This window comes from Serratia sp. BNK-33-b (genome assembly GCF_048684565.1).
Taxonomy (GTDB): domain Bacteria; phylum Pseudomonadota; class Gammaproteobacteria; order Enterobacterales; family Enterobacteriaceae; genus Serratia; species Serratia marcescens.
This window is the reverse complement of record NZ_JBLQTZ010000001.1, coordinates 4,309,926-4,322,857: the sequence shown is the minus strand read 5'-3', so window position 1 is coordinate 4,322,857 and position 12,932 is coordinate 4,309,926. Positions and strand designations below refer to the sequence as shown.

The window sequence follows — 12,932 nt, the reverse complement described above, 5'->3', positions numbered from 1 at the left end:
AGGGATAAACGCATGAGACAACTCTCTTGTGAGGCCATAGCGGCGATGTGAAAAGGGTATCTGCGGCGGCAAAAACTGTCTGTAAAAACGCCGTAACGTTAACGGGGCGCGGAATAAAAATGCCGTAAAGAGCGCGGCGGGTTGGCCGCGCCGGCACGGTCTATACTGGCGAGACGGGTCGTGGAAGGAGTGATAACGATGAAGAGAATAGGGCTGCTTATCGCCGCGCTGGCCACGTTCAACGCCACCGCGTCTTCCCCACAGGCGTGGGCCGAGAGCGAACGGGCGATGCGCGCCGCCTGCCTGAAGGCCAGCGGGCTAAAAAACGCCAGGGTGGAAGGGGAGATTATTCACTACGGTGATGACGTCGGCTATTCGGCGCTGTTTATCGGCGGGCGCTACCCGCAGCCGTTTATGAAAAACCAGCCGGGCAGGGAGCTGTGCTTATATCAGCGCGCCACGCAGAAGGCGGCGGTGCAGGCGGTGGAGGGGGAATAAATAATCCCAGTCTCCTTACTGTAGCTGTATTTCTCCTTTGGGATTAATTCTTAAGTTGAATTCTTTCATGTATTTACGCCTTTCCGTATCGTTATTCATCGAGACGCCGAGCAAGACCGAGTATTCTCCCGCAGCCCAGTTTACCTGCGGATAAGTGACGCATTGCCCTGGTTTCAGGTCAGGCAACGGAGTGACTGCTGGTGAGGTCCAGACGATATGCCATTGCCGTTGTTCCTGTCGTGAGACGATCACTCCCCGGTTTTGCAGGCTGTCGCCGCTGCGAACGCTGTTGATAGGCACTGCAAAGCAAGGTTGGTTGTCTTTTAGCGAGACATCCAACGGATGGTACCAGGGTTGAGTGGATTGACAGCCGTTCAGTAGCAGTGCGCACAGTAACGAGAGATAAAGTCTTATCATGACAAGGTGTTCCGGTTCTTTGGATTGTTCAGGAAAGCTCGCAATACCCATTCATAGCGTTTTTTGATGTCTGGCCCAATAATGCCACTGTAGTTGGTGATTGCTTGAAAGCCATTGCGTCCGAATTTAGTGAGATAGAAATAGTCTGCAATGATACTTGCCTGTGCCTCCATTCCATAATCGGATAGAAGATGATAATTGGGCAAGGAATACTGATAGGAAACCGCCCAACTAGCCAACCCGCGCAGGCGTACGTTCATGCCTAATTGATATTGCCAGACATGCGCCATTTCATGGATAAACCAATGCTGATCGTAGGTGTTTGCCGTGGCAAAGTCTTCTTTGAAGTGTTTGGGCATAAAATAGAGCGTGCCATTTGGTGTTACGGCCGTATCTTCATGCTGTAAGCCGAAGGGGAAATAGCTGCCGTTATGGACGCGAACGCGCGAGTAATCGACAGCATCTTTGTAGAGCAGTCTGGCCAATGTGATTTCACCGGCCGTAAGTTTTCTGGCGTTTCCTTGAGTTGTGGCCATGGTTTTAATCCGTTAAAACATGAAAAAAATACCATAACGAAAGTTCAGACATGATTAACCCACTTTGTCACAATCTTTTGCGTTCGCTCACAAGACGGAAAGGCAAAGGAGTATTTGGTGTAATTAATTGATTGATATGGAGAATGATTCTATTATTTTGATATTCATTCATAAATAAAAAACTGGGTTGCGTGCTTTATTACCTCGCCAAATCCGCATGTTTTCTTCTCTGGCCGATACTGATGCCGCTGTTCCCGTATCTCGTCGCATTCCATGCTCAAGCCGCAAGGCAATCACCACTGTTTTTTCGAGCTGCCAGGCAAAACGCCAATGGCGTTCTGGATAAAATTATATATTCCGGCCTATCGTTTTTTATAGGCTGTAATCTATAATCAGGCGATACCCCGTGGAAGGCAATGACAAAGGAAGAGTTTACAAGGAGTAACCCATGAGCACCCTAAAGCAACTGCTGGCCTCCCGCACCCCGGAGAGCCGCCGGCGCATCGAGGAAATGGCCGAAGAGATGCTGTTTGAAGCGCACCTGCACCAGCTGCGGGAAGCGCTGAATATTTCCCAACAGGAACTGGCGAAAACGCTGGGCATTTCCCAGCCTTCGGTCGCGGCCATCGAAGGGCGCGGCAATGAGCTGAAGATTTCGACCCTGAAACGCTACGTGGAAGCGATGGGCGGCACGCTGCGTCTGGACATTGAACTGCCGGGTGGCAAGCACGTCGGGTTTACGGTTTAAGCGCAGGTTCTGCGCCACTCCCCGCCATCTCCCGTTCGATTACCGTCGCCAGCGCCTGCGCGGCGGAAGAGAGCTGGTGCTGCGCCAGGCGGATCAGGCCCACGCGCCGTTCGATGATCGGGCCGATCAGCGGCACGCAGACCGCCCCCAGCTCATCCATTTGTTGCTCGCACAGCGCCGGCACCGCGCTGGCGCCGAGGCCGTTGGCCACCATGCGCCCGACCGTCACCAGCTGGTGGCTCTCAAACGCCACCTCCAGCGTTCGCCCGCTGCGGGCCAGTTCCTGCTCCAGCAGCAGCCGCACCGCCGATGGCCGCTGCAGGGTGATGAAATCCAGCGTCAGCAGCTCCTTCCAGCTCACCTGCGCCTTGCGCGCCAGCGCCGAATCCTTCGGCACCACCGCCAGAAAGCGATCGCGGCACAGCGGGGTGAAGTGCAGGGTGTCGCTCGGCTCCGGCTCGAAGGCGATGCCCATCTCCACCCGGCCTTCGCGGATCATTTCAAACACCTGTTCGTTGATGACGTCGTGCACCGCCACGTTGATGCCGGCGTAACGATCGCGAAACGCCTTGAGGATCGGCGGCAGCGGGTTGCCGGCGAACGACGGCATGGCGGCGATCGCCACTTTGCCCATCTGCAGGGTGAAGCGCTGACGCATCGCCTCTTCCGCGTTGTCCCAATCCGCCAGCAGCTGGCGCGCCATCGGGAAGAAGGTTTCTCCTTCCGGCGTCAGCGTCACCCGGCGGGTGGTGCGCAGCAGCAGCAGCCCGCCCAACGCGTCTTCCAGCCCACGGATCGCCAGGCTGAGCGCCGGCTGAGAAATATTCAGCCGCTCGCTGGCCTGGGCGAAATTCAGAGTGTGAGCTACCGCTAAAAACGCGCGTAACTGTTTGATGCTCATTTTCATTTTGGTTGGCGTTAACTCTTTGTTAATTGTCGGTTAACGACTGATTAATAAAAATTCTAAATGAATGAGGCATAAAAACAAAATTAACAAATCATTTTTGTGACCTGAAGATGCCCTCACGCAAGCCAGGGCATTTCGCCCTGCGCCGCAACATGCAGGGGCAACGATATGGCAGGGCTCGACAAACGCGTCGGCAGCTACCAGGAAGCGCTGGCAGGGCTGACGGACAACATGACGGTGCTGGCGGGCGGCTTCGGCCTGTGCGGCATCCCGGAGAATCTGATCGAAGAGATCCGCCGGCGCGGCGTGCGCGGGTTGACGGTGGTTTCCAACAACTGCGGCGTCGACGGGTTCGGCCTCGGGCGGCTGCTGGAAACCCATCAGATCCGCAAGGTGGTGGGATCTTACGTTGGTGAAAACGCGCTGTTCGAACAGCAGGCGCTCAGCGGCGAGCTGGAGGTGGATCTCACGCCGCAGGGCACGCTGGCGGAGAAGATCCGCGCCGGCGGCGCCGGCATCCCGGCGTTCTTCACCGCCACCGGTTACGGCACGCCGATCGCCGAAGGCAAAGAGGTGCGCGAGTTCAACGGCCGCCCCTACATCATGGAAACCGCCATCACCGGCGATTTCGCCATCGTGAAAGGCTGGAAGGCCGATCACTTCGGCAACGTCATCTACCGCCACACCGCGCAGAACTTTAATCCGCTGATGGCGACCGCCGGGCGCATCACGGTGGTGGAAGTGGAAGAGATCGTGGCGCCGGGCGAGCTGGATCCGGCGGCGATCCACACCCCCGGCATTTACGTCGATCGGCTGATCCAGGGCACCTTCGAGAAGCGTATCGAACAACGCACCCTGCGGGCTTAAGGAGATTCTCATGCTTACCCGTGAACAAATGGCGCAGCGCGTGGCGCAAGAGTTGAGGGACGGTTACTACGTCAACCTGGGCATCGGCATCCCGACGCTGGTGGCCAACTACGTGCCGTCGGGCATGGATGTGATGCTGCAGTCGGAAAACGGCCTGCTGGGGATGGGCGAGTTCCCGACCGAGCAGCAGCTGGACGCCGACATGATCAACGCCGGCAAGCAGACGGTCACCGCGCGCCTCGGCGCGTCGATCTTCGATTCGGCGCAGTCGTTCGCCATGATCCGCGGCGGCCATGTCGATCTGACCGTGCTGGGGGCGTTTGAAGTGGACGTCGAGGGCAACATCGCCTCGTGGATGATCCCCGGCAAGATGGTCAAGGGCATGGGCGGCGCGATGGATCTGGTGGCGGGGGCGGAGAACATCATCGTGGTGATGACCCACGCCGCGAAGGGCGGCGAGTCCAAGCTGCTGCCGCGCTGCACGCTGCCGCTGACCGGCGCCCGCTGCATCCGCAAGGTATTGACCGATCTGGCCTACCTGGAAATTGAAGACGGCGCCTTCGTGCTGCGCGAACGCGCGCCGGGCGTCAGCGTGGCGGAGATTGTCGCCAAAACCGCCGGCCGGCTGATCGTGCCGGAGCAAGTGCCGGAAATGCGTTTCTGAGACGGGAGGTGAATGTGCAACAACGTGAAGTGGTGATCGTGGCGGCGACGCGCACGCCGGTCGGCAGTTTTCACGGCGCGCTGGCGCCGCTGACGGCGGTGGAACTGGGCACGGCGGCGGTGCAGGGGCTGCTGGCGCAAAGCGGCGTGGCGCCGCAGCAGATCGATGAAGTGATCCTCGGCCAGGTGCTGACCGCCGGCTGCGGGCAGAATCCGGCGCGCCAGACCGCGCTCAACGCCGGGCTGCCCGTTACGACGCCGGCGCTGACCATCAACAAGGTGTGCGGCTCCGGTTTGAAGGCGGTGCATCTGGCGGTGCAGGCGATCCGCAGCGGTGACGCCGACGCGGTGATCGCCGGCGGCCAGGAAAGCATGAGCCAGTCGCCTTACCTGATGGCCGGCGCGCGCGCCGGCCTGCGCCTCGGTCACGCGCAGATGGTGGACAGCGTGATCCACGATGGCCTGTGGGACGCGTTCAACGACTATCACATGGGCATCACCGCCGAGAACCTGGCGGAGAAATACGCCATCAGCAGAGAAGAACAAGACAGATTCGCGCTGCGCTCGCAGCAGAAGGCGCAGGCGGCGCAGCAGGCCGGGCGTTTCGCGCAGGAGATCACGCCGGTGACGGTGCCGCAGCCGAAGGGCGAGGCGCTGCGGGTAGAGCGCGACGAACAGCCGCGCGACACCAGCCTGGAGGCGCTGGCGCGGCTGCGGCCGGCGTTTCGCAAAGAGGGCACGGTGACCGCCGGCAATGCCTCGTCGCTCAACGACGGCGCCGCCGTGGTGCTGCTGATGAGCGCGGAAAAAGCCGCCGCGCTGCGTTTGCCGGTGCTGGCGCGCATCGCCGGTTACGCCTCGTCGGGCGTCGATCCGGCGATCATGGGCATCGGCCCGGCGCCGGCCGCGCGCCGCTGCCTGGAAAAAGCCGGTTGGCGGCTGGAGGAGGTCGATCTGATCGAAGCCAACGAAGCCTTCGCCGCGCAGGCGCTGGCGGTGGGCAAAGAACTGGGCTGGGAGGCGGAGCGGGTCAACGTCAATGGCGGAGCGATCGCGCTGGGGCATCCGATCGGCGCATCCGGCTGCCGCATTTTGGTGTCGCTGCTGTACGAAATGCAGCGCCGCGAGGTGAACAAGGGGCTGGCGATGCTGTGCATCGGCGGCGGGCAGGGGGTGGCGCTGGCGGTAGAGCGCCCGTAAACAACCGAGGAGGGCACCATGCAGTCATCTGACTATGCGGTACTGGGCGCCGGGCTGATGGGGGTGGGCATCGCCACCCACTTTATTCGCCACGGCCATGAGGTGCTGCTGTATGACCCGGATCCGCAGCGCCTGGCGGAAGCGCCGGCGGTGGCGAGCGGCATTCTGGCCGAGCTGAGCGACGTCGGGCAGTTTGATAACGATGAGCGCGACGCGGCGCTGGTGCGGCTGCGCGTGACCGGCGATCTGAACGCGGTGGCGCGCGCCCGGCTGCTTATTGAGGCGATCCCGGAACGGCTCGAGCTGAAGCATGCGCTGTATGAGCAGTTGGAAGGGCTGATCGCCGACGACGCGGTGATCGCCAGCAACACCAGCGGCCTGCCGCCGGACGAGCTGGCGGCGCGCATGACCCATCCGCAGCGCCTGCTGATCGCCCATTTCTGGCACCCGCCGCACCTGATCCCGCTGGTGGAGATCGTGCCCGGCAGCGCCACCGAACCGCGTCATCTGGCGGCGGTGCAGGCGCTGCTCGGCGAGATGGATCTTGAGGCGGTGCTGCTGGAACGCGCCGCGCCGGGGTTTGTCGGCAACCGGCTGCAGTTTGCGGTGCTGCGCGAGGCGCTGCACATCGTCCACAGCGGCATCGCCAGCGCCGAGGTGGTGGATCAGGTGATGCGCGCCTCGCTGGGGCGGCGCTACGCCATGGTCGGCCCGCTGGAGGCCGCCGACATGACCGGGCTCCCAACGGTGGCGGACATCGCCCGCCACCTGTTCCCGGAACTGGCGACCGGCGACGAGATGATGGCGCTGGTGGAACAGCGGCTGCAGCGCGGCGATAGCGGCCAGCGCAGCGGCCGGGGATTTTATCTGTGGGATGAAGCGCGCAGGGAACGCATTCAACGGCGACGGGCGCATCAGCTGCGCTTTGCGCTGAAACCGTAATTTCGCACGCCGTACCTGACAATAACAACGATAGCGAGGTGCCTGATGAGCGTTTTGATTGCCCTGGCAGCACTGGGATTACTGATGCTGGCTGCCTACCGCGGCTACAGCGTGATTTTGTTCGCCCCGATCGCCGCGCTGGGCGCGGTGCTGTTGACCGACCCCGGCGCGGTGGCGCCGACCTTTACCGGGCTGTTTATGGAGAAAATGGTCGGCTTCGTGAAGCTTTATTTCCCGGTGTTCCTGCTGGGGGCGGTATTCGGCAAGCTGATCGAACTGTCCGGTTTTTCCCGTTCGATCGTCGCGGCGGCGATCCGCATTCTCGGCCGGCGCCACGCCATTCCGGTGATCGTGCTGGTGTGCGCGCTGCTGACCTACGGCGGGGTGTCGTTGTTCGTGGTGGCGTTCGCGGTTTATCCGTTCGCCGCCGAGCTGTTCCGCCAGAGCGGCATCCCCAAGCGGCTGATCCCGGCCACCGTGGCGCTCGGCGCCTTCTCCTTCACCATGGACGCCTTGCCCGGCACGCCGCAGATCCAAAACATCATCCCGACCAGCTTCTTCGGCACCAACGCCTGGGCCGCGCCCTGGCTGGGGCTGATCGGCTCGCTGTTCATCATCGCGGTCGGCCTGCTGTATCTTGAACGCCAGCGGCGCAAGGCGCAGCTGAAAGGCGAAGGGTACGGCACCGAGCTGCTGAACGAACCGGAAACCCCGGACGATATCAACCTGCCTAATCCGCTGATCGCCATCCTGCCGTTGATTCTGGTCGGGGTATTCAACCTTGGCTTCACCCATTGGATCCCGCAGTGGTACGGCGCCAGCCACGATTTGACGCTGCCGGGGCTGGCCAAGCCCATCACCACCGATGTGGCGAAGATCACCGCCATCTGGGCGGTGGAAGCGGCGCTGGTGTCGGGTATTCTACTGGTGGTGGCGTTCGGCTTTGGCAATATTCGCGGCCGGCTGGCGGAAGGCAGCAAGACGGCGGTCGGCGGCGCGATCCTGGCGGCGATGAACACCGCCTCCGAATACGGCTTCGGCGCGGTGATCGCCGCGCTGCCGGGCTTTTTGGTGCTGTCGCAGGCGCTGTCGGCGATCCCCAACCCGCTGCTGAACGAAGCGATCAGCGTCACCCTGCTGGCCGGCATCACCGGTTCGGCCTCCGGCGGCATGAGCATCGCGCTGGCGGCGATGTCCGACAGCTTTATCGCCGCCGCCCATGCGGCACACATTCCGCTGGAGGTGCTACACCGGGTGGCCTCGATGGCCAGCGGCGGCATGGACACCTTGCCGCACAACGGCGCGGTGATCACCCTGTTGGCGATCACCGGCCTCAGCCACCGGCAGGCCTATGGCGGCATCTTCGCCATCACCCTGATCAAGAGCGCCGCGGTGCTGTTCGTGATCGGCGTGTTCTACCTGACCGGCATTGTTTAAAGGAGCGATACCATGAGTGTACAAGGCAAAACCGCGCTGGTGACCGGCTCGACCAGCGGCATCGGTCTCGGGATCGCGTCCGTGCTGGCCGCCGCCGGCGCGCGCGTGATCCTCAACGGCTTCGGCGATGTGGAGCAGGCGCAAATGCAGGTCGCGCGGCTGGGCGCCGCGCCGGGGTATCACGGCGCCGATCTCGGCGATGCGGCCCAGATAGCGGACATGATGCAGTATGCCGAACGTGAGTTCGGTGGCGTGGACATTCTGGTGAACAACGCCGGCATTCAGCACGTGGCGCCGCTGGATCAGTTCCCGGTGGAGAAATGGAACGCCATCCTTGCCATCAACCTGTCGGCGGTGTTCCACACTTGCCGATTGGCGCTGCCGGGCATGCGCGAGCGCCACTGGGGGCGCATCATCAACGTAGCGTCGGTGCACGGGCTGGTGGCGTCGAAAGACAAGTCGGCCTATGTGGCGGCCAAGCACGGTGTGGTGGGGCTGACCAAGACGCTGGCGCTGGAGACCGCCCGCACGCCCGTCACCTGCAACGCCATCTGCCCCGGCTGGGTGCTGACGCCGCTGGTGCAGCAGCAGATCGACAAGCGCATCGCCGCCGGTGCCGATCCGCAGCGGGCGCGCGATGAGCTGTTGGCGGAGAAGCAGCCTTCGCAAGAGTTCGTCACGCCAGAGCAACTCGGCGAGCTGGCGCTGTTCCTGTGCAGCGATGCGGCGGCGCAGGTGCGCGGCGCGGCCTGGAACATGGACGGTGGCTGGCTGGCGCAGTAGTGAGATTTTCCCCGGAGCGCGCAACGCGCTCCGTTGTTATTTCCCGCCTTTAATTAATTCCCTCGCGTGACGGTTTACCTGCGGCAATAATATTTATTTGTTATTTGCTATCTTTATTTCCAGATAATCACGAAGGGTTATTTTGGGTGAAGCGTGCGGATTGGTTTATTTCGTGCTGCGATTATTACATTGTTTTTCTCCGTGTTACAGGTGAACACGTGTTTGCTGAAATTAAATCCAACCTGAAATAATGGCAGGTTATGGCGTGAATTTTTATATCTTGCGTGCGCTGTTCACATCGGTTAATTATTTCTGCGTGGCTTAAGACCACCGCGTTTATAACAATAATTTTTTCGGGCAGGGGTAATAATGAGAAAAAATACAACGCCAATATTCATTGGCGGCGTCTTGCTGTCGGCGATTTCCGCCGGCGCGCAGGCCGAGATCACCATTCTGGATAAAAACCCGCAGAGCAATGTGTTGCTGGCGCCGCTCAGTTTAAAGGTGGGCGGCAGCATTCGCCCCGAGTGGATCTTCAATAACGGCCCGGAGCCGGGCTATGACAAAAACGGCCACGACGGCGGCACGCGTTTTCGCTTCAGCGGCGATTATGCGCTGACGCAGGACACTTCGATCATCGGCTATTACGAGTGGGGCGTCGATCTGGCGCACGCGCTCAGCTGGGACGGGCATTATAACGAAGACGGCAAACGCGACTATCAGCGCCAACTGTACGCCGGTTTCAAGGACGATCGTTACGGCACCCTGACCTATGGCCATCAATACGGCATCTATTATTCGGTGGTCGGCATTAAAAGCGACGTCTGGGATAACGATGGCCATGCGGGCGGCACCGGCATCGGCATTTCCGGCGACTATGACGGCGGCAATAAACCGAAAAACAGCATCAAATACACCAATGATTTCGGGCCGGTCACGCTGTACGCCAACTATTTATTGCCGGAAGACGATCTGCACACCGCGGATAACCTGATTTACCGCCGCAAGGGCGGTGGCGGGCTGGGCTTCGATTACAAGGTGACGAAGGATTTCACCTTCAGCGCGGCCTACAGTTATACCGATGCGAAGATCAAAGACAATCTGTACCACGAACAGGATTATCACCAGCAGCTGTCCGGCACCGCGTTGACCTGGCAGCCGAACAACTGGTACATCGTCGGCACCGCCAGCTATTACAAAGATTATGTGCCGAGCACCCGCCAGCGCACGCTGTCGCACTTCTTCGCCGGTGACGGCTACGGGCTGGAAGGTTTCGTCGGTTATACCTTCAATATCGACAAGCCGTTCCTCAAATCCGTCCAGCCTTATGTGGCGGCGGACTCGCTGCGGCTGAAGGGAGACGAGGCGTATCACGCCAACCACGTCTATCTTGGCGCGGGCACCACCATCGGTTACGGTCTGTCGGTGTATGTGGAGCGCACGCTGGCCAACAGCAGCGACAACGAGCCGGATTCCACCTGGATAACGGTGTTCTACGATTTCTGATTTTCACCTGCTCCAAGCCGGCGCCTGCGCCGGCTTTTTCACATGGTGATCGCGCCGCCCAGGGTTTCTCCAGAGGCGTTGCGCTCCGCCAGGTAGCGCGCCGGCGGTTTGCCCACCGCCTTTCTGAACATGGTGACGAAGCCGCTGGCGCTCTCGTAGCCCAGATCCAGCGCCACCGTCTGTACGCTCTCGCCCTGCGTCAAGCGCTGCAGCGCCAGCATCACGTGCAACTGGCGCCGCCAGTGGCCGAAGCTCATGCCCATCTGCTGTTGCAGCGTGCGGCTGAGGGAGCGTTCGCTCATGCCGATGCGCTGCGCCCACTGTCCGAGGGTGGATTTGTCCGCCGGGCTGCTCAGCATGCCTTCGGTCAACTGCCGGATGCGCGCGTCGTCGGACACCGGCAGATGCAGATTCTCGATCGGCGCGGCCGCCAACTGATCCAGCAATACCGCCGTCAGACGCCCCTCGGCGCCCTGTTCGTCGTAAAGCGGCTCGAAGGTGCTGGCCTGCAGCAGCAGCTCGCGCAGCAGCGGCGAGACCGACAGCGTGCAGCAGCTTTGCGGCAGGCCGGCGGCGGCATGTTGATCGACGAACAGGCAGTAGGCCTCGGTGGAGCCGGCGCCCTGGGCGTTGTGCAACACGTTGCCCGGCATCCACAGCGCGCACTGCGGCGGCACCAGCCACAGCCCGTTTTCCACTTCGCAGCGGATCATGCCGCGCACGGTGTAGATCAGTTGCGCCTTCCGGTGGCGGTGCGGCTCGACTTCCCAATCCTGTTCGAGGGTCGACCCCTGCAGGGCAAACAGCGGGCGCGGCACTTGATCGATATCCAGACAGTGGCGGGGGATCTGTACTTTCATGAGAATAGTTCTCAATTTGGCGGAATTGAAAAGTATTATGTCCTGATTGCGCAATGCGGTCTAGCGCCGGTGCCGATAAAGTAAGCGCCAGTCCTAAACCCTTTCGCGAGGAAACTGATTATGTCATTGGATACCGCCGATTTTCCGCTGGTGTGGATGCGCCGAAACGGGCGCGATACCCAGGCCGAGCTGGCCGAATTCAGCGCGCTGCTGGCGCGCGCCGAACCTTTTGTTCTGATCACCGACCGCAGCGTCGGCGATGAAGAAGAAGAACATGACCGCGATGCTCGCACCCAGGTGGCGCTGTGGAAACGCGATAACCGCGAGGCGCTGAAGCGGTGGGTGAAAGGCATGATCATGCTGGAGCCGGACGACGCCAAACGCGCGGCGGCGGAAGAATTCGCCGAATACGGCGCCAAATTCTGGGGCTATCCGGTGCTGGTGGCCGCCAATGAAGCCGCAGGCCGGGTATTGGCGCAGACGTTATTGATCAAATAAGGGGGAGAACACCATGCACCAGCAACAGGTGATTGAACAGCTGCTGGCCTGGATCGAACAGAGCCTGGATCAGCCGCTGACGCTGGACGATATCGCCGCCAAGTCCGGCTACTCCAAATGGCATTTGCAGCGGATGTTCAAGCAGCATACCGGCCATATTCTCGGCACCTACGCGCGCCGCAGAAGGCTGACCGCCGCCGCGCGTGAACTGCGCCTGACCGGCACCAGCGTGGCCTGCATCGCCGATACTTACCAGTTCGATTCGCAGCAGACCTTCACCCGTTGCTTCCGCAAGCAGTTCGGTCTGCCGCCGGCCAGCTATCGTCGCAGCCAGGATTGGTCGAGCTATGGCCTGCAGCCGCCGCTGCGCCTGACCGAAGCGCCATTGCCGCAGGCCGATATCGTGACGCTGCCCGCCATGCAGTTGGTGGGCCATACCCAGCGCCGCAGTTTTACCCTGGGGCAACTGGCGGCCTCCAAGTGTGAGCTGCGCCGCCACGCCTGGCGGCAGTTGCTGCAGCCGCAGGCGCTGCCGGAGGTAGTATACGGCCTTACCAGTCTGGAAGTTGACCGGCGCCGCCGGGGCAGCCCGCGCATGGCCTACACCGCCGCTCTGCCGGACGAAGGGGCGCCGGGAGAGCGGGTGACTATCGAGCAGGGCGAGTATGCCCGTTTCACCTACCAGGGACAGGCGGAAGGGTTACAAAACTTTATTGTCCGGCTGTATGACACCGCCATGCCGCAGATGAACGCCATCCGCCGGCCGGGGCAGGATATCGAGCGTTTCTACCCGGCGCAGGAGGGCAGTTGCCCGCTCGGCGGCGCGGCGATCCGCTGTGAATACCTGATCCCGATACGGCGGGAGGAAGCGTTGGCCGCCGCCAGCTAGGCGGCGGTTCTCGCAAAAAATCGCCTTCGTGGCGCGTGAGGTTACAAAAAATTGCGATATTACATCGGTAATGGTTCACACTTTGATTGATGTGCACATATAATGCGCATCCGGTCCAATCCCCCTGTTTTTCAGGCCGCAGCGAGTGGCTGCCGGCTGAAACTCATCGGGGCGAAGTGGC

General features: G+C 61.3%; 15 protein-coding genes. 11 read left to right on the top strand and 4 right to left on the bottom strand.

Annotated features, from left to right (window positions below; translation table 11 throughout):
- Nucleotides 1-198 precede the first annotated feature (198 nt).
- A complete protein-coding gene (locus tag ACMGGK_RS20885; RefSeq protein WP_239044213.1) occupies nt 199-498 on the top strand; it encodes a hypothetical protein in 300 nt (99 codons plus the stop codon).
- 15 nt (nt 499-513) lie between these two features.
- On the opposite strand, the gene ACMGGK_RS20880 is transcribed toward ACMGGK_RS20885, so the two are convergent.
- Nucleotides 514-915, bottom strand: coding sequence for a putative T6SS immunity periplasmic lipoprotein (locus ACMGGK_RS20880; protein ID WP_143779207.1), 402 nt, complete (start codon nt 913-915; stop codon nt 514-516).
- Nucleotides 912-1,451 carry a hypothetical protein gene (locus ACMGGK_RS20875; RefSeq protein ID WP_206195141.1) on the bottom strand — a complete coding sequence of 180 codons (540 nt, stop codon included), beginning with the start codon at nt 1,449-1,451 and terminating at the stop codon, nt 912-914. The genes ACMGGK_RS20880 and ACMGGK_RS20875 overlap by 4 nt, the downstream gene beginning before the upstream one ends.
- Nucleotides 1,452-1,899: 448 nt before the next feature.
- On the opposite strand from ACMGGK_RS20875, the gene ACMGGK_RS20870 reads away from it, so the two are divergent.
- Nucleotides 1,900-2,199 carry a helix-turn-helix domain-containing protein gene (locus tag ACMGGK_RS20870; protein ID WP_049300769.1) on the top strand — a complete coding sequence of 100 codons (300 nt, stop codon included), beginning with the start codon at nt 1,900-1,902 and terminating at the stop codon, nt 2,197-2,199.
- Here ACMGGK_RS20870 and ACMGGK_RS20865 read toward each other — a convergent pair.
- Nucleotides 2,189-3,106, bottom strand: a complete 918-nt coding sequence (locus ACMGGK_RS20865) for a LysR family transcriptional regulator (protein WP_350024447.1) — start codon at nt 3,104-3,106, stop codon at nt 2,189-2,191. The two genes, ACMGGK_RS20870 and ACMGGK_RS20865, sit on opposite strands and share 11 nt — an antisense overlap.
- A gap of 168 nt (nt 3,107-3,274) precedes the next feature.
- On the opposite strand from ACMGGK_RS20865, the gene ACMGGK_RS20860 reads away from it, so the two are divergent.
- The 7 genes from ACMGGK_RS20860 to ACMGGK_RS20830 all read left to right on the top strand — a co-directional run bounded on the left by ACMGGK_RS20860 (nt 3,275) and on the right by ACMGGK_RS20830 (nt 10,504).
- Entirely contained in the window at nt 3,275-3,973 is a 699-nt protein-coding gene (locus ACMGGK_RS20860) for a CoA transferase subunit A (RefSeq protein ID WP_004933280.1), read from the top strand.
- A gap of 10 nt (nt 3,974-3,983) precedes the next feature.
- The gene (locus ACMGGK_RS20855) at nt 3,984-4,637 is read left to right on the top strand and encodes a CoA transferase subunit B (RefSeq protein WP_049300767.1); all 654 of its coding nucleotides are present in this window, start codon (nt 3,984-3,986) and stop codon (nt 4,635-4,637) included.
- Between the two features lie 14 nt (nt 4,638-4,651).
- Complete coding sequence (locus ACMGGK_RS20850; protein WP_420277171.1) at nt 4,652-5,836, top strand: acetyl-CoA C-acetyltransferase; 1,185 nt, start codon at nt 4,652-4,654, stop codon at nt 5,834-5,836.
- An 18-nt stretch (nt 5,837-5,854) separates the two neighbouring features.
- Complete coding sequence (locus ACMGGK_RS20845; RefSeq protein WP_420277170.1) at nt 5,855-6,778, top strand: 3-hydroxyacyl-CoA dehydrogenase family protein; 924 nt, start codon at nt 5,855-5,857, stop codon at nt 6,776-6,778.
- A gap of 42 nt (nt 6,779-6,820) precedes the next feature.
- Nucleotides 6,821-8,215 (top strand): GntP family permease, encoded by a 1,395-nt coding sequence (locus ACMGGK_RS20840; RefSeq protein ID WP_420277476.1) that lies wholly within the window; start codon nt 6,821-6,823, stop codon nt 8,213-8,215.
- Nucleotides 8,216-8,227: 12 nt separating this feature from the next.
- Nucleotides 8,228-8,998: a 3-hydroxybutyrate dehydrogenase gene (locus ACMGGK_RS20835; RefSeq protein ID WP_197758602.1), complete on the top strand. Its 771-nt coding sequence runs from the start codon at nt 8,228-8,230 to the stop codon at nt 8,996-8,998.
- 369 nt (nt 8,999-9,367) lie between these two features.
- Nucleotides 9,368-10,504: a porin gene (locus ACMGGK_RS20830; RefSeq protein ID WP_004933268.1), complete on the top strand. Its 1,137-nt coding sequence runs from the start codon at nt 9,368-9,370 to the stop codon at nt 10,502-10,504.
- Nucleotides 10,505-10,542: 38 nt separating this feature from the next.
- Here ACMGGK_RS20830 and ACMGGK_RS20825 read toward each other — a convergent pair whose 3' ends face one another.
- The gene (locus ACMGGK_RS20825) at nt 10,543-11,364 is read right to left on the bottom strand and encodes an AraC family transcriptional regulator (protein WP_004933266.1); all 822 of its coding nucleotides are present in this window, start codon (nt 11,362-11,364) and stop codon (nt 10,543-10,545) included.
- Between the two features lie 120 nt (nt 11,365-11,484).
- Between ACMGGK_RS20825 and ACMGGK_RS20820 the strand changes: the two genes are divergently transcribed.
- Both ACMGGK_RS20820 and ACMGGK_RS20815 read left to right on the top strand, forming a co-directional pair.
- Entirely contained in the window at nt 11,485-11,862 is a 378-nt protein-coding gene (locus ACMGGK_RS20820) for a hypothetical protein (protein WP_016929221.1), read from the top strand.
- Nucleotides 11,863-11,875: 13 nt separating this feature from the next.
- Entirely contained in the window at nt 11,876-12,751 is an 876-nt protein-coding gene (locus tag ACMGGK_RS20815; protein ID WP_033631697.1) for a helix-turn-helix domain-containing protein, read from the top strand.
- The last annotated feature ends 181 nt before the right edge of the window (nt 12,752-12,932 follow it).

What these genes read in the sequence shown, in the direction of transcription:
- ACMGGK_RS20835 (WP_197758602.1), top strand. Translation starts at nt 8,228, where the DNA reads ATGAGTGTACAAGGCAAAACCGCGCTGGTGACCGGCTCGACCAGCGGC.
- ACMGGK_RS20880 (WP_143779207.1), bottom strand. Translation starts at nt 915, where the DNA reads ATGATAAGACTTTATCTCTCGTTACTGTGCGCACTGCTACTGAACGGC.
- ACMGGK_RS20855 (WP_049300767.1), top strand. Translation starts at nt 3,984, where the DNA reads ATGCTTACCCGTGAACAAATGGCGCAGCGCGTGGCGCAAGAGTTGAGG.
- ACMGGK_RS20875 (WP_206195141.1), bottom strand. Translation starts at nt 1,451, where the DNA reads ATGGCCACAACTCAAGGAAACGCCAGAAAACTTACGGCCGGTGAAATC.
- ACMGGK_RS20815 (WP_033631697.1), top strand. Translation starts at nt 11,876, where the DNA reads ATGCACCAGCAACAGGTGATTGAACAGCTGCTGGCCTGGATCGAACAG.
- ACMGGK_RS20870 (WP_049300769.1), top strand. Translation starts at nt 1,900, where the DNA reads ATGAGCACCCTAAAGCAACTGCTGGCCTCCCGCACCCCGGAGAGCCGC.
- ACMGGK_RS20845 (WP_420277170.1), top strand. Translation starts at nt 5,855, where the DNA reads ATGCAGTCATCTGACTATGCGGTACTGGGCGCCGGGCTGATGGGGGTG.
- ACMGGK_RS20885 (WP_239044213.1), top strand. Translation starts at nt 199, where the DNA reads ATGAAGAGAATAGGGCTGCTTATCGCCGCGCTGGCCACGTTCAACGCC.
- ACMGGK_RS20860 (WP_004933280.1), top strand. Translation starts at nt 3,275, where the DNA reads ATGGCAGGGCTCGACAAACGCGTCGGCAGCTACCAGGAAGCGCTGGCA.
- ACMGGK_RS20865 (WP_350024447.1), bottom strand. Translation starts at nt 3,106, where the DNA reads ATGAAAATGAGCATCAAACAGTTACGCGCGTTTTTAGCGGTAGCTCAC.
- ACMGGK_RS20825 (WP_004933266.1), bottom strand. Translation starts at nt 11,364, where the DNA reads ATGAAAGTACAGATCCCCCGCCACTGTCTGGATATCGATCAAGTGCCG.
- ACMGGK_RS20830 (WP_004933268.1), top strand. Translation starts at nt 9,368, where the DNA reads ATGAGAAAAAATACAACGCCAATATTCATTGGCGGCGTCTTGCTGTCG.
- ACMGGK_RS20820 (WP_016929221.1), top strand. Translation starts at nt 11,485, where the DNA reads ATGTCATTGGATACCGCCGATTTTCCGCTGGTGTGGATGCGCCGAAAC.